Raw genomic sequence first — 18,625 nt, 5'->3', positions numbered from 1 at the left:
GTCTCAGTGTTGCAAAGGGATCGAACCGATCGGGACGGCAGGCGCTTGAGTCGTGGCGATTGCCGCGGTCATGGTCTGTGTGATGGTCGGGGCTGTTGCGGCCTCCGAGGGCGGAGGCGCAACCTTTCCACTCCCGGGCATTGCTAGTGAGGGCATGGCTTCAGCGGCCAGATTTTCAGGCAGCTTTTCGTGCTGGGGCTCGGCCTTCGGATAATCATCGCCCTGATCGCTGTGCAGGGATGGCCAGAAGGGCTCGAGCACGCGGGCTATGGCCAGATAGCGGCCATAAACGGCGTCATAGTATCGCGCGAGCGCGGCATCGGGCTCGAAATGACGCGGCTGCATATGCAGCGCGTCCACTGCCCCTTCCAGTGAAGGAGCGAGACCACAGGCGACGGCAGCTGTCAGGGCCGCGCCGAGGGCGCCGGCTTCTCTCACGGGAGACGTCATGACATGGCGGCCCAGGATATCGGCAAAGAGCTGCCCAATTTCGGGGCGGCGGCTGCCTCCTCCCGAAATACCGATCTGACGCACGGCTCCTGTTTGCAGCAGATCCTCCACGTGATGGCGGTGGTTGAATATCGTGCCCTCGATCATCGCGCGGAAGAGATCGGCCCTGTCGTGCCAGGACTGGACGCCAAGGAAGGAGGCAGTGGCGGGCGTCTCGAAGGGGGAGCCAAACAGGTAGGGATGGTAGAGCGGTATCTGACGCTCGGTGCGGCCTGTCGCAAATTTGGCGATAGTCGCCTCAATGAGCCTCGCAGCAGCCTCGGGGTCGTCAGGTGCCACGTAACGTGCCATCCATTCCAGATTGCTGGCCGAAGCAGGCGAAATCGCCATGCAGTTCCACAAGCCCTTGCGGTAGCCGGCGCGGCAGGCCCATTCGGTCCCGATCACCGGGCGGTCACGCAGGACCTCGTTGATGGAGAATGTTCCTGCCGTGACGGTCATATCACCAGGGCGAACCTGACCCAGCCCGACAGCGGCCGCGATTACATCATGCAGGCCAGCAGAAACGGGCGTGCCTTCAGCAAGGCCTGTCAGGGCCGCGGCCTCTGCGCTTACCGTGCCTGCCAAGGCGCATGAATCGAGCATGGGCGGCAGGGCGGCGGAGATTTCCGACAGACCGAGCGCAGAGAGGATATCAGGGCTGTAAGTCTGGCTGTGCAGATCAGTAAAGGCCGTGCTGGCCTCCGTGAGATCGGTGGCAATCTCTCCGGTCAGGCAGTAACGCAACCAGTCCTTTGCAAAAAACACCGTTCCAATCGAGGCAAAACGCTCGGGTTCATGGCGCTTGATCCAGGAAAGCAATGTGGTAGCGGAGTACGGATAGGGGCGCTGCCCGGCCACCGGCATCAGGCGATCGAGCAGCCCTTCGCGCTTCCACCCGTCATGAATACCGTAGGCGCGGCTATCAAGCGACATGATGCCGTGACCGAGCGGCTGCCTGTCACGGTCGAGCAGGAAGAGCCCGTCACCATGCGCCGTGACCCCTACGCCCGCGATATCGGTGCCCGTCAGCCCGGCATCGGCCAGCGCGTCACGTATGGTAGAAGCGACAATGCGCCAGGTTGCAGGCATATCACGCTCGACATGGCGCGGCGTATCGGTGATCTGCGCGACGCGCGCCTGTCCGAGACCGACGATCCTGCCATCTGTTGCGAAAATCACAGATTTGGCGCTCGACGAACCGCAATCGATCCCGATCAGATATCCTGTGCTCATGACCAGGCTCCGTTCTGGCAAGAGGGGTGGTGATCTGACTACATGACTTAAACCGTCCTTAAATGTTTCGATAATCACAATTCAGTGCGATATATGATACAATTTGTGTCATTGCGCAGCCGATCACTGCCTGTTGAGCGCGATGACAAGTTGTTGCCCTAATTGAGGAAGCCACGCGCAAAGGCACAGCCCTCTCTTGCTGGCATGAGATATTTGTGATATTTTTGTTATCTATCGATTGGTCTGCTTGGTCCATCGGAGCAAAGCAAAATCTGTCAAAGGCAGTTCTTCAAGATGAGTGATGACCCCAAGCCAGCAGCCGCGCTCGACGGTTTTTCCGGGATCAAGCGCCAGAACCTGAAATCACGTCAGCAGCAGATTCTCGATCTGCTGTTCGAGCAGGGTAATGCGAGCATAGAGTTTCTGGCAGAGCATTTCGATGTCAGCCGTATGACCATTCATCGTGATGCCCATGCGCTGGCGAGTCAGGGGCTGATTGACAAGATTCATGGCGGCATCACACTCAAGAACCGTGCCCGGACCGAGAAAAACGTTGCCTATCGTCAGCATCGCGCTGCCAATCTGAAAAAGGCGATCATCCAGCGTGCCGTGTCGATGATTGAGCCCGGTCAGGTCATTATTCTTGATGATTCGACCACTGTTGCCGAGATGTTGCCCCTGCTGCCTGCCCGGGCACCGCTGACCGTCATTACCAATGCGGTCGGGGTCGTTCAGGCCTTGGCCCCTTTCCCCGGCATCAAGATCATCTGTCTGGGAGGTGATTACAGCAATTCACGTAATGCGTTTTTCGGGCTGGTTTGCGAGCAGGCAGCGCGCTCACTGCGCGGCAATATCATGTTCATGTCTACCTCCGTGATCTCGGGTGACACGGCCTTTCAGAACGATCAGGATGTCGTGAAGGTCAAGCGTGCCCTGATGGATATTGCCGATCAGTGCGTGCTTCTGGTCGACAGCACCAAATTCAGGCAGGGCGGTCTGCATCGCCTTACATCGCTTCAGGAATTCGACCGTATCCTGACGGATAGTCAGATCAGATCCGACACGCTGTCAGATCTTGAAGCCGCCGGTATTCCCGTCGAGATCTGCTGAAGCGCCTCGTCAGGCAGCGTGTCTGGTCGTTCCAGCTTGAACCAGTGATGAAGCCGGGCGGGTAGCGTCTCCTGCCCGGGCCCTTACCACAATCAGGCGTTTTCGAGCGTCGCCATATCGATGACGAAGCGGTACTTTACATCCGATTTGAGCATGCGCGAATAGGCGTTTTCGATCTCATCCATCGCGATCATCTCGATATCCGAGGTGATGCCATGCTCGCCGCAGAAATCCAGCATTTCCTGTGTCTCGGCAATGCCGCCGATCAGCGAGCCGGCAAAGTTGCGGCGCTTCATGATCAGGCTGAATACGCTGACGGGAAGTGGGTTTTCGGGAGCGCCCACCTGGACGAGCGTTCCCTCGCGTTTGAGCAGATTGAGATAGGCGTTGATGTCATGATCGGCCGCCACTGCATCGAGGATAAAGTCGAAGCGACCCGTTTCCTTCGCCATCGCTTCGGGGTCCTTGGAGAGCACGACTTCATGTGCGCCAAGACGCAGGCCATCCTCGACCTTGCTTTGCGATGTCGTGAAAAGAACCACCTCGGCACCAAATGCCCGCGCGAATTTCACGGCCATGTGGCCGAGCCCGCCAAGGCCAACAATACCCACGCGCTGGCCTGGGCCAACTTTCCAGTGCTTAAGCGGTGAGTAGGTTGTGATACCCGCGCAAAGCAGAGGCGCGACAGCCGCGAGTTCGAGATTTTCCGGAACCTTGAGAACAAATCCCTGGTCGACCACTACGGCCTTGGAGTAGCCGCCGAAGGTGATACCACGTCCCTGACGGTCTTCACCGTTATAGGTGCCGACAAAGCCGACCTCGCAATATTGCTCGAGACCTTCCTTGCAGCTGGCACATTCGCGGCATGAATCAACCATGCAGCCTACGCCGACAAGATCGCCAACTTTGAACTTGCTGACAGACGCGCCAGCCTCGCTGACGCGACCAACAATTTCATGGCCGGGCACGCAGGGGTAGATGGTGTTGTGCCATTCATTACGGGCCTGATGAATGTCGGAATGGCAAACGCCGCAATAGAGAATGTCTATGCGGACATCGTCAGGACCGGTGTCGCGACGATCAAACTTGAAGGGAGCGAGGCGCTCAGAGGCACCTTGTGCCCCGTAACCGATACAGGAAAGCATCGAGATTCTCCATCCTGGCCCTGGGCAGAGGAACGTCAAACACCCCAAAGACGATCGCCGTCTCTGGGGTGTCTGCCAATAAGCCTTCGGTGTTAACGTCTCATCAGGCTCGCGAGTTCATTTCCTGCGACTGCGCAGATTGTCTATCCAGCCGGGGCCGAACTGTCCTGTGTCCGGCGCTCACGCCAGGCCGAGAGCCTTATATAAAGAGTTGGCAGAACAAGAAGCGTCAGAGCGGTGCAGGAAATCAGCCCGCCAATCACCACACTCGCCAGCGGCTTCTCCACCTCGGCGCCCTCGCTCATGGAAAAGGCCATCGGGAAGAAGCCGAGACACGCCACCGTGGCTGTTGCCATGACAGGGCGGAAACGCTCCCGCGCCGAGGTGACGGCTGCGGTAACAGCGTCGAACTCCGCAAGCCGCTTGTCACGGATATAGGAAATCAGCACCACGCCATTAAGCGTCGCGACACCGAACAGAGCGATGAACCCGATACCAGCCGAGATGCTGAATGGCATGCCACGAACCCAGAGGGCAATGATGCCGCCGGTCGCAGCGAAAGGCAGGTTGACGAACACCAGAGCCGCCAGCCAGATATCGCCAAGGGCAAGGATAAGCAGGCAGAAAATCAGGACCAGTGTGATCGGCACGACAATTTCCAGACGTGCCACCGCGGTTTGCAGATTGCGAAACTGGCCGCTCCATTCGATCCTGTAACCCGGCGGGAGCTTGATCTGGTTTTTGACCGCGCTCTGGGCTTCCTGAACGAAGGAGCTGAGGTCGCGGCCACGCACATTGGCCTGTACCATCATCCGACGCTCTCCCTGGTTGCGCCGGATCGCCGCCGGACCATCACGCAAGGTGATGTCGGCCACCTGATCGAGCCTTACCGAGTGATCGTCGCGGGTCAGCACGGGCAGCAGGCGGATATCATTCAGATCATCACGTGATTCTGCCATGATGCGCACTTCAGTGGGGATCAGCGCATCCTGTAGCGAGACTGGAGGGCCTACATGGCCGCCGATTGATTCCACGACATCGAGCACTTCAGACGTATCGACGTTCAACCGCGCTGCGGCGGTACGATCCACATCGATGTGCAGATACGGGATCGTGCCGACATCCTGCGGGGCGACATCGGCAGCACCATTGACTGAATCCACCACACGGGCCGTCTGGCTGGCGAGCTTCATCAGCGTATCGATGTCCGGACCATAGATGCCTATGGCAATCTGGGAGCGCACACCCGATTGCAGGTCATCCATGCGCATCTGGATAGGCTGGCTCCATGAATAGAGCGAGCCGGGGTTGTTTTTGCGCAAGGCGGCATCGAAGGCGCGTATCAGCCCTTCCTGTGTTGTGGCGGTTTTCCACTCGCTGCGCGGCTTGAGCAGAACATAGGTATCAGACTGCTCGCCGCCCTGAGGATCGGTCGGGATGGCGGAGGTGCCGCTATTGCTGACCAGCATCCGGATATCGGGGAATTGCCTGAGTGTTTTCTCGATCTGGGTGATGGCACGCAGCGAGGCGTCGAGCGAGATGCCAGGCAGACGTGTCGAGGTGACGATCAGATCACCTTCCTGCAATTGCGGGATGAATTCGCCGCCAAGCCGTGTGGTCAGGCCAAGCGAAACCACCAGTACCAGCAGGGCGATGCCTACCACCATACGCCCATGATCGATGCACCAGCGCGAGGCCGGGGCGAAACCGCGGCGCAGAAAGCGGATGAAATAGGTATCGTGCTCGGTCCCTGTCAGCGCTTCCGTATCAGAAGGATGCGCCTCGTTGCGGGTTTCGTGCGCGGACGCGTGATGAGGCTTGATCTTCATGATCAGCGCCGCAAAAGCAGGCACGGCGATCAGCGCATAGATCAGCGACGCAATAAGCGCGAGGATGACCGTCTGCGCCATGGGGCGGAACATACGGCCCTCAACGCCCTCCAGCGTGAGCACCGGCAGATAGACCATGATGATGATCAGAATGGCGAATATGACCGGTCGCGCCACCGAGCGCACCGTCTCGGCAATACGCCGTGTGAGCGGTACGTCGTCACCAGCCTGACTGGAAAGAACGCTCTCGACAATCACGAGGGCGCTATCGACCACCATCCCGAAATCAATGGCCCCAAGGCTCAGCAGATTGGCGGAAATGCCGAGGTGACGCATACCCACCATTGCGGCCACCAGAGAAAACGGAATGACCGAAATGATCACGAGCGAAGCACGCCAGTCACCGATCACGACCAGAAGCACGACCAGTACGAGGATTGCGCCAAGGACAAGGTTTTCCTTGACGGTGTGAATGGTCACATCTGTCAGGGTGGCGCGGCTGTAATAGGGCTCGAGCGTCACGCCTTCAGGGAGTGAGGCGATGATCTGAGGCAGGGCGGCCTTGATGCGTGACAGCGTGGCCTTGGCATTGGCCCCCTGCTGCAACAGGACCACGGCATTGACGATTTCGCCCTCTCCGTCGCGCGTGACACCACCGAGCCTCGGGAGACGCCCCTCACGCACTGTGCCGACATCGCGCACATGGACCACGCCGCCATTGGGCATGCTGCGTACCTGCACCTCGCCCAGCTCATGCAGGCTGTCGATCAGCGAGCGCCCAACGATGATGTTCTGCTCGTCGTTATGTTCGATCCACGCGCCCCCGGCGGCCTCGTTGTCACGATCCACCGCGTTGAACACATCCGACACCGAAACCTGGAACTGACGCAGCGCCATGGGGTTGAGCGCGACCTGATAGGTCTGTGACGCGCCACCATTGATGTTGACATCGATCACACCGGGGATCAGGCGCAGCTTGGGCACGACGTTCCACGTCATGATCCGGTTCAACGCGGCCAGTGAGCGACCCTCGCCGTGAATCTGGAGCTGCAGGATCTCGCCCATACCGGTGGCCATCGGCCCCATCGTGATGGCGAGATTGCGTACAGACACGGCAGCGCGGGCCTGATCGAGACGCTGCGCCACCAGCTCGCGCGCCCTGTAGATGTCGGTGCCGTCATTGAACTGCAAATAGAGTACGGAAACGCCGGTACGTGAGACCGAGCGCATGGAATCCACCCCGACGATACCGGACATGACGGTCTCTATGGGGAAAGTCACCAGACGCTCGACCTCCTCTGTCGGCAGGCCGGGTGCGCGCACCGAGATGAGCACCTGCCGGGGCGAGATATCCGGCACCGGCTCGACAGAGAGCGAACGCAGATCCGCGATCCCGGCGATCATGAGAAGGACGACCGCACCGAGTATGGCGGCGCGCCCCTTGAGGAGGGCGAGCATGAATTTCATGGTTACTGACCGCCCTCGCCGTGATTGGGTTCGGGGGCCAGGAGCGCCTGCGACTTCAGAACGAAGCTGCCATCCGTCACGACAGTTTCGCCGGGTTTGAGTCCCTGTGTGACGACAATCCGCCCATCGAGATCAGGGCCGGTCGTTACCTTGCGCGCCTGATAATGCGTGTCATCCAGACGGACAAACACGCAGGGCTGCGAGCCAATTTTCTGTATGGCGCTGGCCGGGATCACGATGCCATGCACGGTTTCGGTCGAGAAGAGCCGTGTTTTCACGAGCATGTCGGGCCGGAGCTGCCTTTTACTGTTATCCACGAGGCTGCGCACGAGCACATGGCGGGTCATCGGGTCCACACTGCCCTCAATCAGGTCGATGCGTGATTCGATGGGTTTGGCGTCAGGAGCCGGCCAGGTCAGTTGTCTTCCACCCCGGCTCAGATGCGTCGCTTGCTGCTCACCAACCTGCGAGACCACCCAGACCCGGGAGAGATCGTCAATTTCGACGGCTGGTGCGGCACGGCCCGACACTTCCTCCCCCACGCCCACCACAATCTTGTTCACGATGCCATCGATCGGGGAGATGACGGATGAATGGAGCCCCTCGGTCTTTTCAGACGATGAGGAGAACCGGGCCAGCCTTTCGCGTTCATTCTGCGCAATGGCCTCGCTGCGTTTGACCGTGCCCTCAGCGTCCTGCAGGCGCGACCGGCGACGCTGGGCCTCACCCTGCGATATGGCGCCGCCCTGAAGGGCGCGTGCCCGATCATAGGACAGGCGGGCATCGTCGCGCAGGGCGCGGGCCTGCTGGACGGCAGCTTCAGCCGAAAGGAGGCGCTGATGCGCATCGCTCAGACTGAAATCGTCATAGGTGAACAGCACCTGCCCCTTTTTGACGATCTCGCCCGGCGTCACCAGTACGCTCTGCACACGTCCCTGCCCCACCGGGTGAATCCGGGCGCTGCGCCGGTCATCCTGATCGATATAGGCAGGCACGTCGACATGCGGTGGCAAAGCCCCCTGACGCGTTACGGCGGTATGAATACCTTCCTGCCTGAGTGCCTCCCGCGAAATCGCAATGGGTGCATTCGGCCAATCAGCAGGGCTCTGTGGCCCGCGCTCCGCACTCGGGACACTCGGCGCTACCGGCGCGCTGACTGTGCCGGGAGGCGTCGAGACTGGCCCGGCCTGTGCGAGCCCGATCTCGGGTACGAGCGCGAAAGACAGGCTGGTAAGGGCAAGGAGAGCGCAGCGATAACGCGCAGACAGGCGGCGCGTGGGGTTGATTATCATGGGTAGTTTCCGGCCATCAGGCTCATTCTGATCATTGCGGCGTGCCAGATGACATCGGCTTCGGCGTTTCTCTGTCCGGCTTCGAGCGCCGCACGGCGCGCGCGAAGATATTCGATGACCGGCGTTTCACCGACGCTCCACGCATGTTCAAGGTCATGGGCGCGGGCATCGAGTGCCTGCCGCGCCGATGAGGCATTGCGCAGCATGGCCAGCGCTGAACTGAGGCTGGCGCGTGTCTGACGGTATTCGGTCTTGACCTTGCGCTGCGCCAGTATGGCATCGCGTTCGGCCGCACCCATGGCCTTGACCTCTTTCATGACCATTGGCGTATTACGTGCCTCGCTCGGTAACGCCATTGAGAACTGGACGCCTACCTGAGTGTCCCACGGGCTGCCGTACTGGCCCTGCTTGACCACCTGTACGCCAAGTTGCGGGTTGGGCATGTATGAGTGGCGCGCCAGCGAATACGCTGCCTTAGCGCTGCGCGAGACTGCCGCAGCCATCTCGATACGCGGGTCGCGAGTGGGGTCGAGTGTCAGGTTCTGCGTGCCCAGGATACGACCGTCGAGCGACAGGATATCGGGGATCTCGTCAGTCCCGGTGAGGGCCTCAAGCTCGGCGCGATTGTTTTCAAGAGCCTGCTCTGACTGGGCAATCTGCGCATCGAAGTCACCCTTCTCGCCCACCACAGCATCAAAATCAGCCGCCGCAATTTCACCGGCGCGCAGACCCTGATGGGAGCTCTGCACCACGCGTTCGAGGAGATCGCTGGTCGCGCGCAGATTACCGATCTTTTTTTCGAGCAATGTGGCGGCGCTGGCGAGGTCGAGGATACGCACAGCGCTGAGAAGATGCTGCACCTTGATCCGGGCCTTGGCGACTGCCTCATCGGCCAGCGCGTTGCGCACGGTGGCCGTACCCTGACCGGGGAGCCAGAGGGGAACGCTGATACTGCCCTGATAGGTCGTGTAGCCAAGATTGGTGCCGATGAAATGGTCATCGAGATATTGCCCGGCAACGATCGGCCCATCCGGAAACCATGACTGCGCGGCACGAGCGTTCTCGTGTGACGCCGTGGCATCGACGGAAAATGACTGGTTGGCCGGGTCACGGTCCCATGCAAGCTGGATGGCCTCGTGAAAGCTCTCGGCTCTTGCGCCGGGCGCAAGCGCTGCGACAGCAACGAGGGAGGATGCGAGAAAGCATCTGGCCCGCATTGGGCCGAGGGGAAGCTGACGGCGCCTGAGAGCCCGTTTTTGCCGAAGAATCACTGACATGATGGGTGATCTTAGGCGGATATGAGCATCGCTCCACGACAAAACTTGGCTAAACGATAAAATAAATAATAAATAGGCAACATGATGGAAAGGATCAGGTAATCCCGACCATCATGTTGCCGTCATGGGCAGGCATCACGCCGTACAGGCTTTAGCTCATTACCCGCTCAACGGTTCAGCCCCGCTCACTCGTCAATGGGCTGCACGTGCGAAACCTTGCCGGCGCGATCGTAATAGATGATCGCATTGCCTCGGCGCTGGGCATAGCCGTCTGGCGTGCCGTCCGGGCGTTTGAACAGCATACGGTGGGCGTCGGCCTGCTCGATGACCTTGTCGCCTGGCGGGCGGTATTTGAACATGCTGAAATCGGCCTCCGCCTTGGGCAAGGCAGAGGAGCGGGCCAGCTGATGCATATCCGGCTTCTTCTTGTCGTCATCGTCATCCTGCGCCGTGGCAAGGGCGGGCATGAGCACCGTCCCTGCGCCGAGGGCGCAGAGGAAGAGACGAAGCGGCGCTGACTGTTTCATCAAAGCTATTCCTGTATCAACCTTGTTTTGCGGCACCGGGCATGGCCTGGGCCTTTGCGACATCGCTGGCGCTCCAGCCACCACCGAGTGCCCGGTAGAGCGTTACCAGATTCTGGTAACGGGCCAATTGCACATTGATGAGGTTTTGCTGAGCGTCATACAGGCTGCGCTGCTGCGTCAGGGTCGTAAGGTAGGGATCGATACCCGTGTTGTAGCGCATCATCGCCAGATCGAAGGCCTGCTGCGACGACTGGACGAGGCTCTTGAGGTGACTGTCCTGCGCAAGATAGGTCTCGCGCGCCGTAAGGGCATCAGACACTTCCTTGAAGGCCGTCTGAACCGTCTTTTCATAGGTGGCGATCTGGGCAAGGCGACGCGCCTTGCTGATCTTGAGGTTACCCTCGTTCTGACCCCAAGTGAAGATCGGGAAGGTGATGTTGGGTGAGACCGACCATGTCTGTGCACCCGGCGTGAAGAGATGGCGGAACTGCAACGAGCTGACCCCCTCCTGCGCCGTGAGCGTGACCTTGGGGAAGAACGCCGCGCGTGCTGCACCGATATTGGCGTTCGCACCGATCAGGTTGTGTTCCGCCGACTGGATATCGGGGCGCTGGCCGATCAGGTCGGAAGGCAGGCCCGCAGGCAGATCTGCCATAAGGGTCTGGGTTCCGAAACGCTGCGGCGGCGGCAAAGTGTCAGGCAGAGGCACACCAACGAGCAGTTGTAGCTGATGCTCGTCCTGCGCCATCTGGCGCTCATATTGTGCCTTGTTGCTGGCCGCCTGCTCGACCTGGGTCTGCGTCTGGGCCAGCGTCAGGGCGTCAGCCTCGCCATGATCGTATTTCATGCGCGTCAGGCGAAGTGTGTCGCTTTGCGATGTCAGGGTCTGGTCAGTCACGCGCACGAGTTCACGATCGGCCAGCCATTGCAGATAGGTGTTGGCCACCTGCGCTACCATGCTGATCAGCACGGATTGCGCGTTCATGCGTGAGCCCAGAAGCTCTTCCGCCTGCTGGCGGGAAAGGTTGCGTATACGACCGAACAGATCGACCTCGTAAGACGAGAATCCGATATTGGCGCCGTAATAACGCAGCATCGACGTGCCGCGCCCCAGACCAGGGGCGAAGGAAAAGCCTGCCGTTTCCGAGGGGGCGAAATACTGGCCCTGCCCTGTGACCCCAATGGGGGGGAACAGTGAGGCATGCTGGACCTCGTAGCTGCCCTGAGCCTCCATGATCGCTGCTGCCTGACTACGCAGGTCGCGGTTGTTGCGCAGGGCAAGTTCGATCAATGCGCGCAGTCTTGCGTCGGTAAAGAAGTGCTTCCAGCCGATATCCGAGGCTGCCTGACCGCGGAGGGCCTGCGTCGACCCGGAATCGGCAGGATAGGCATTCTGCACGGGCTGGGTTGGGCGCTGGTATTTCGGGGCCAGATCGCATGAGGCGAGCATGGTGAACGCCAGCAGGGCGCCCACCGATCCGGTTTTGGTCAAAAGGCTCATGCGCCCTCTCCTCGCGCAGCTTCATTGCGGTGTTCGTATGGATCGACGCGATCCTTCATGCGTGTCACCTTGAACAGACGCAGGATCACCACGAAGAAGACCGGGACGAAATAGACGGCCAGCAGGGTTGCGGACAACATGCCGCCGACCACGCAGGTGCCGATGGCCACACGTGCCGCCGACCCGGCCCCCGTCGCAATGGCCAGCGGGAAAACGCCGCAGACGAAAGCGATGGAGGTCATCAGGATCGGGCGAAGACGCTCGCGACCCGCCTTGAGAACGGCATCTTCAAGAGAGTCACCCTGCTCGAAGAATTCTTTGGCGAATTCGACAATCAGAATGGCGTTCTTGACCGAAAGACCGACCGTGGTCAGCAGTCCCACCTGGAAATACACGTCGTTATCCAGACCACGCCAGAGCGTGGCACCAATCGCGCCGAGCACACCAAGTGGCAGCACCATCAGCACTGCAAGCGGGATAGCCCAGCTTTCATAAAGCGCGGCGAGGCAAAGCAGGATGACGATCGCCGCGAGTGCGTAGAGCGGGCCAGTCGAACCGCTGGATGCGACCTGTTCGTAGGAAATGCCGGTCCACTCGTATCCGATACCCTTGGGCAGATGGGACAAGATCTTTTCCATCTCCTTCATGGCATCGCCCGAGCTTGTGCCAGGTGCGCCCTGACCCTGCAGTTCGAAGGAGTTCAGACCGTTATAGTCCTCCACCTTCTGCGGACCGACAATCCAGTTACCCGTGGCAAAGGAGTTGAACGGCACCATGTTGCCGGCGGTATTGCGTACATACCATTTATTGAGGTCTTCAGGCGTCATGCGCGCCCAGGCTTCACCTTCAATATAGACCTGTTTGACACGGTCGCTGCGCATGAACTGGTTGACGTAAATCGAGCCAAACGCACCCTGGATGGTGGTGTTGATCTCGGCATTCGTCACGCCCTGCGCGTTGGCACGCTCACGGTCGATATCCAGATGGAACTGGGGCTGATCTTCAAGGCCCATCGGGCGCACAGCCATCAGGCGCGGGTTTTTGGCTGCTTCGCCCAGAACCTGGTTACGGGCGGCAAGAAGGGCCTTGTGACCCAGATGCCCGTTATCCTCGAGCTCGAGATCGAAGCCCGCTGCGTTGCCGAGCTCCATCACGGCAGGCGGATTGATGGCAAAAATGATCGCTTCCGGGTCCATCCAGAAGTGCTTCATGATTTCGCCAGCCACCGACATGGTGGTGTTCTTGTAACCCGGTCGTTCATCCCACGGCTTGAGACGGATGAAGAAGGCACCCGCACTCTGGCCCTGACCGGCGAAGTTGAAGCCGTTCATGGCAAAGACGGACTGCGCGATATCACCGTATTTGTGCATCACGTAATCGGTGATCTTGCGGTTGACCGCCGCCGTCTGGGCATTATTGGCACCCGGACGCATGGTGACCTGACCGAAGATGATGCCCTGATCTTCTTCCGGCAGGAAGCCGCCCGGAACACGAAGGAACAGGAACACAGCGCCGATCGCGAATACCGCGAAGATGAGCATGCTGACCAGACGGCTGCGCACCAGGCGGCGCACACCGTTCAGGTAGCCATTGGTCATGCGATCGAAATTGCGGTTGAACCAGGCAATCGGTCCGGTCTTGTGCTCCTTGTGCGTCGGCTTGAGCATGGAGCCGCACAGTGCGGGGGTCATGATCGTGGCCACCAGCACCGAAAGCCACATGGCCGCAACAATAGTGATCGAGAACTGACGATAGATCACGCCGGTGGAACCGCTGAACGCGGCCATAGGCAGGAACACGGCAGTAAGAACAAGCACGATACCCACGAGAGCACCGGTGATTTCGTCCATCGACTGGCGCGAAGCTTCCTTGGGCGACAGCCCCTTCTCGCTCATCACGCGCTCGACGTTTTCAACCACCACGATCGCGTCATCGACGAGAAGGCCGACCGCGAGCACCATGGCCAGCATGGTCAGTGTGTTGATCGAAAAGCCAAGGGCCGAGAGAACACCGAATGTGCCCAGAAGCACCACCGGCACGGCGATTGTCGGAATGAGCGTGGCGCGGAAATTCTGCAGGAAGATCAGCATCACGACGAACACGAGCGCAATGGCTTCGAGCAGCGTAATGACAACTTCCTTGATCGACAGAGTGATGAACGGCTCGGTATCAAGCGGGTAAACCGTCTTGAGGCCCTGCGGATAGAATTTTTCGAGCTCGGCAACCTTGGCGCGCACTGCCGTCTCGGTTGTCAGCTGGTTCGCACCCGGCGCGAGCTTGAGCGCCATACCGACAGTCGGCAGGTTGTTGTAGAACGAGGTCAGATTGTAGTTCTGCGCACCCAGTTCGACACGGGCGACATCGCTGAGCAGAACCTGAGAACCGTCCTGCTGTACCTTGAGCACGATCTTCTTGAACTGCTCGGGCTCACTGAGTCGGGTCGGACCGATAATGGTCGCGTCAAAACCGATCTCCTTGGTGGAGGGCAGGCCGCCCAGTTCACCCGAGGAAACCTGAATGTTCTGCTGCTGGATGGCTGTCTGAACATCGCTGACATTGAGCGAATATTTATATAGCTTGTTTGGGTCCATCCAAACGCGCATCGCGTATTCGGAACCGAACAGCGTATGGTCACCCACACCGGAAACGCGCGACAGAGGATCGGATACGTTCGAGGCCACGTAATCGGCAATGTCCTGACCCGACATGCTGCTGTCGGTCGAGATAAAGGCGAGCACGAGCATGAAGTTCTTCACGGCCTTCGTGACGCTCAGGCCCTGATTGACAACTTCTGTCGGCAGGCGCGGCTGTGCCAGCTGCAGTTTGTTCTGCACCTGCACCTGCGCGATGTCAGGGTTTGTCCCCTGTGCGAAGGTCAGGTCGATTTCCATATGGCCACTGCCATAGGATGACGCCGAAAGATATTCGAGGTGATCCAGGCCGAACATCTGCTGCAGGATCGGCCGGACGGTGGTGTTGTTCACCGTCTCGGCCGATGCGCCGGGATAATCAACCGTGATCGCGATCTGTGGTGGCGCGATGGAGGGGTACTGGGCAATCGGCATGCTGAAGATGGCGACGCCACCCACCAGCATGATGATCAGCCCGATAACCCAGGCGAAGATCGGTCTGTCGATGAAGAAACGAGACATGGACTACTCTTATCCTGCGTGCGCGGGCTGGGCGTCGGCTGCCTTGCCATCCGTGGCCTTGTCGTCAGCCGATTTCTCGACCGGTTTTACGACGGCACCCGGATGGGCCTTCTGCAATCCCTCGACGATGATGCGGTCGCCGTCATTGAGGCCACCCATCACAACCCAGTCGCCATCAAGGGCGCGGTCGAGCTGTACAAAGCGCATGGTCACCTTGTTGTCGCCATCGAGCGCATAAACGAAAGGATCGCCCTTGGAGTCACGCTGCAATGCCGGCTGCGGGATGGTGATGGCCTTGGGGTCGACACCCTCGGCGACTTCAGCATGAACATACATGCCAGGCATCAGCAGGCGATCAGGGTTGGGGAATTCGGCGCGGACGACCATGGTGCCCGTCGCGGGGTCGACCGTGACTTCGGTCAGGCGCAGCTGGCCGGCCTTGTCGTAGTGGCTGCCATCCTCAAGTGTGAGCTCAACCGCTGCAGCATTGCCCGACACCTTTTCCAGTTTGCCGCTGGCGAATTCGCGTCGCAGACGCAGCATGTCCGAGGTGGCAAGGTTCACGTCCACGTAGATCGGATCCATGCGCGTGACCGTAGCAATAGCCGTGGTCTGGCCAGCGGTGACAAGTGTGCCGGGGGTGACGAGCATACGCCCGATACGTCCGTCGATGGGCGAGCGTACCTGGGTCCAGTCCAGATTAACGGCTGCGCTGTCCACGTTGGCTTTTGCCTGCGCGATATCAGCCTCCGCCTGACGGGAGGATGAAAGGGTATTGTCGTAGTCCTGTTTGCTGACGGCATGAGCCGCAGCAAGCGGGCGATAACGCTCCAGCTGGGCGCGAATGCTCAATGCTGCCGCCTGGGCGTGCAGAAGCTGCGCCTTCGCCTGATCGTAAGTGGCCTTATAGGGAGCCGGGTTGATCACATAAAGGAGCTGACCGGCCTTGACGTCAGTGCCCTGCTCGAAGGCGCGCTTGAGGATCACGCCGCCGACCTGCGGGCGGACCTGCGCCTGCTCGAACGCCTCGACACGGCCAGGCAGCGATGTCGCTGTCTTGAGTGGGTGCGGATGGACCGTATAGATCCCTACCGTCTGCGGGGGTGGTTTGGGAGCGTCCGCCTTGTGTTTGCAGCCCGTGAGGTCAAGCGTCAGCAGAGCCAGAGGGATGAGACGCAGTGAAAGGCTGGTAGTGGCCTTCAGAGACCACGGCAAACGTGGCGTGTAAGACTGAAATGCTCGCATGCTGGCGCTATCCAAAATTACCGATGTTTGTGAAGGGTAACCGCAAACCGTGCGCTCGCGCCAAAAAAGGTTTCGGAAACCCTTGAGTTTCTCTGGCATAGGGAACTATACGGTTTCCGAACCTCGGTCAACGGACCCTTTGAAGCTCTGGAGCGGTTTTTCGCAATACGATGTCAACTGTGCCCCTCACCATCAAAAGTCCCGCCCACGACCCGGAGCCTGCTGCGCTGCGCAAGCATTGTGGCCGACCGCCAGTGTTATGCGAGACCGAGAGGCGGGATAGAATATTCGATGCGGCAGAGATCGTGCTGCAGGAGTATGGATACTCCGGCGCATCTATGGATCGTATTGCTCAATGTTCGAACATGTCCAAGAAGACGCTCTATCACATGTTTGCAAGCAAGCAGGAAATGGTGGAGTTACTGCTCAGGGATCGCCTTCTTCTATCGGGACTGCGTGATCTTGAGCTTCGCGGGGACACAGTGGAAGACAAGCTCGTTTATGGGTTGGAAAAACTGGCCGTCGCGATGATGACCGAAAAGCGCCTGAGTCTGATTCGGGTGGTGATCGCTGAGGTTTCTCGCAACCCCGAGGTCAGTCGCTTCGTCCGCGAGTTCTTCTCCAGCGCGGCTGGTCCGTTCCCACTACGCGTGTGGCTCGAGCGCTTCGTCGATGAAGGAACCCTGGCGATTGACGATGTCGAGGAAGCGTCTGACCTGCTTTTCGGCGCTTCGCTCGCGACGTCGATGCTGTGCGAGCTGAGTCATTGTCGGCCGCGTCAGCACTGGGACGAAACGCCGCGTTATCTGCGTCGCGTCGTCAGGATGTTTCTCTGCGGTCTCGAATACGAAAAAGGGGCCTGAAGAGGCCCCTTTCATTCGTCAGGCAACCAGCCTGCCTTCCTTGTCCACCAGTTCGATGGGGTAATCACCGGTAAAACAGGCGTCGCAGTACCGTCCCTGTGCGCCGGTACGGCCGTCATGCCCAAGCGCCCGATAAAGACCATCGAACGAGATGAAAGCGAGGCTATCCACGCCAATGGCCTCGGCCATCTTTTCGATGCTGTGGGTCGCAGCCAGAAGCTGGCTCTCTTCGGGCGTATCGATGCCATAGAAGCACGGGTGCTTCGTGGGCGGGCTGCTGATACGCATATGCACTTCGGTTGCCCCGGCAGCACGCACCATATCAACGATCTTGCGTGAAGTTGTGCCGCGTACGATCGAATCATCCACCAGCACGACACGCTTGCCCGCGAGCACAGGCGTGTTGGCCGAGTGTTTCATGCGAACGCCCAGATTGCGGATCTGGTCCGTCGGTTCGATGAAAGTGCGCCCGACATAGTGGTTGCGGATGATGCCCATCTCGAACGGGATACCGCTCTCCGCGGCAAAACCCATTGCAGAGGGCACGCCTGAATCGGGTACGGGCACGATCACATCGGCTTCCACGCCGCTCTCGCGGGCAAGCTCAACGCCAATCTGCTTACGCGCTTCATAGACCGAGTGATCTTCAAGGATCGAATCAGGGCGGGCGAAATAGATGTATTCGAAAACGCAGAAGCGCGGGCTTGTCTGCGCGAAGGGACGCATGGAGCGTATCCCGTCATTGTCGATGATCACCATCTCGCCAGGTTCGACATTGCGCACGAATTCGGCGCCCACAATATCCAGCGCGCAGGTCTCACTGGCCAGCATCCAGCCGCCATCAGCCACGCGGCCGAGAATGAGCGGGCGTACGCCCAGCGGATCACGAAGCCCGATCAGGAAGTCGGGCGCCAGCGCCACCACCGAGTAGGCACCCTTCACCTGCTTCGCAGCATCCACCAGACGCTCCAGCACGGTGGCATAGAGCGAGATGGCAATAAGATGAACGAATACCTCCGTGTCGGTCGTCGACTGGAACAGACAGCCACGCTTGACGAGTGCCTGTCGCAACGTCGCTGCGTTGGTCAGATTGCCGTTATGCGCCACCGCCAGACCGCCGAACTCGAAATCGGCGTATAGCGGCTGAACGTTGCGCAGCAGCGTACCGCCGGTCGTGGCATAGCGGTTATGCCCAATGGCCCCGCTGCCCTTGAGCGTGCTCATGACACGTGCATCGCTGAACACGTCGCCCACGAGGCCAAGGCCCTTGTGCTGGCAGAAACGCTCGCCATCATGGCTGACGATACCGGCGGCTTCCTGCCCGCGATGCTGAAGGGCGTGAAGGCCAAGCGCTGCCAGAGCGGAGGCATCGGGGGCACCCCAGATACCAACTACGCCGCATTCCTCATAGGGGCGGTTCGCAGTTTCGAGTGTGGCGGGATCAATCATCGGGCGGCGCTCCTGGGCATGGTCACGCTTGGGCGACCGGAAA

Annotated in this window: 12 protein-coding genes; 2 read left to right on the top strand and 10 right to left on the bottom strand. The window is 59.8% G+C overall.

Annotation, left to right across the window (positions count from 1 at the left end; genetic code table 11):
* Nucleotides 1–3 precede the first annotated feature (3 nt).
* Entirely contained in the window at nucleotides 4–1,725 is a 1,722-nt protein-coding gene (locus P792_RS21250; RefSeq protein WP_023977263.1) for an FGGY-family carbohydrate kinase, read from the bottom strand.
* Nucleotides 1,726–2,019: 294 nt separating this feature from the next.
* On the opposite strand from P792_RS21250, the gene P792_RS21245 reads away from it, so the two are divergent.
* Complete coding sequence (locus P792_RS21245; RefSeq protein ID WP_051395762.1) at nucleotides 2,020–2,835, top strand: DeoR/GlpR family DNA-binding transcription regulator; 816 nt, start codon at nucleotides 2,020–2,022, stop codon at nucleotides 2,833–2,835.
* Between the two features lie 92 nt (nucleotides 2,836–2,927).
* On the opposite strand, the gene P792_RS21240 is transcribed toward P792_RS21245, so the two are convergent.
* The 8 genes from P792_RS21240 to P792_RS21210 all read right to left on the bottom strand — a co-directional run bounded on the left by P792_RS21240 (nucleotide 2,928) and on the right by P792_RS21210 (nucleotide 16,270).
* Complete coding sequence (locus P792_RS21240) at nucleotides 2,928–3,980, bottom strand: NAD(P)-dependent alcohol dehydrogenase (protein WP_023977261.1); 1,053 nt, start codon at nucleotides 3,978–3,980, stop codon at nucleotides 2,928–2,930.
* A gap of 143 nt (nucleotides 3,981–4,123) precedes the next feature.
* Nucleotides 4,124–7,276 (bottom strand): efflux RND transporter permease subunit, encoded by a 3,153-nt coding sequence (locus tag P792_RS21235; protein WP_023977260.1) that lies wholly within the window; start codon nucleotides 7,274–7,276, stop codon nucleotides 4,124–4,126.
* Between the two features lie 2 nt (nucleotides 7,277–7,278).
* The gene (locus P792_RS21230; RefSeq protein WP_023977259.1) at nucleotides 7,279–8,568 is read right to left on the bottom strand and encodes an efflux RND transporter periplasmic adaptor subunit; all 1,290 of its coding nucleotides are present in this window, start codon (nucleotides 8,566–8,568) and stop codon (nucleotides 7,279–7,281) included.
* Entirely contained in the window at nucleotides 8,565–9,845 is a 1,281-nt protein-coding gene (locus P792_RS21225) for a TolC family protein (RefSeq protein WP_152530101.1), read from the bottom strand. Before P792_RS21225 ends, P792_RS21230 begins: the two co-directional genes overlap by 4 nt.
* A gap of 185 nt (nucleotides 9,846–10,030) precedes the next feature.
* The gene (locus tag P792_RS0117580) at nucleotides 10,031–10,312 is read right to left on the bottom strand and encodes a hypothetical protein (RefSeq protein WP_051395777.1); all 282 of its coding nucleotides are present in this window, start codon (nucleotides 10,310–10,312) and stop codon (nucleotides 10,031–10,033) included.
* Between the two features lie 76 nt (nucleotides 10,313–10,388).
* Nucleotides 10,389–11,873: an efflux transporter outer membrane subunit gene (locus P792_RS21220; protein ID WP_023977256.1), complete on the bottom strand. Its 1,485-nt coding sequence runs from the start codon at nucleotides 11,871–11,873 to the stop codon at nucleotides 10,389–10,391.
* Entirely contained in the window at nucleotides 11,870–15,025 is a 3,156-nt protein-coding gene (locus tag P792_RS21215) for an efflux RND transporter permease subunit (RefSeq protein ID WP_023977255.1), read from the bottom strand. Before P792_RS21215 ends, P792_RS21220 begins: the two co-directional genes overlap by 4 nt.
* Before the next feature lie 9 nt (nucleotides 15,026–15,034).
* Nucleotides 15,035–16,270, bottom strand: coding sequence for an efflux RND transporter periplasmic adaptor subunit (locus P792_RS21210; protein WP_031239853.1), 1,236 nt, complete (start codon nucleotides 16,268–16,270; stop codon nucleotides 15,035–15,037).
* A gap of 170 nt (nucleotides 16,271–16,440) precedes the next feature.
* Here P792_RS21210 and P792_RS21205 point away from each other — a divergent pair, with 170 nt between their 5' ends.
* Entirely contained in the window at nucleotides 16,441–17,133 is a 693-nt protein-coding gene (locus tag P792_RS21205; RefSeq protein WP_023977253.1) for a TetR/AcrR family transcriptional regulator, read from the top strand.
* An 18-nt stretch (nucleotides 17,134–17,151) separates the two neighbouring features.
* On the opposite strand, the gene purF is transcribed toward P792_RS21205, so the two are convergent.
* Complete coding sequence (gene purF, locus P792_RS21200; protein ID WP_023977252.1) at nucleotides 17,152–18,582, bottom strand: amidophosphoribosyltransferase; 1,431 nt, start codon at nucleotides 18,580–18,582, stop codon at nucleotides 17,152–17,154.
* Nucleotides 18,583–18,625 lie beyond the last annotated feature (43 nt).

This window comes from Asaia sp. SF2.1 (assembly GCF_000505765.1).
Taxonomy (GTDB): domain Bacteria; phylum Pseudomonadota; class Alphaproteobacteria; order Acetobacterales; family Acetobacteraceae; genus Asaia; species Asaia bogorensis.
The sequence above is the reverse complement of the archived record's forward strand: the minus strand, read 5'-3'. Positions and strand labels throughout refer to the sequence as shown.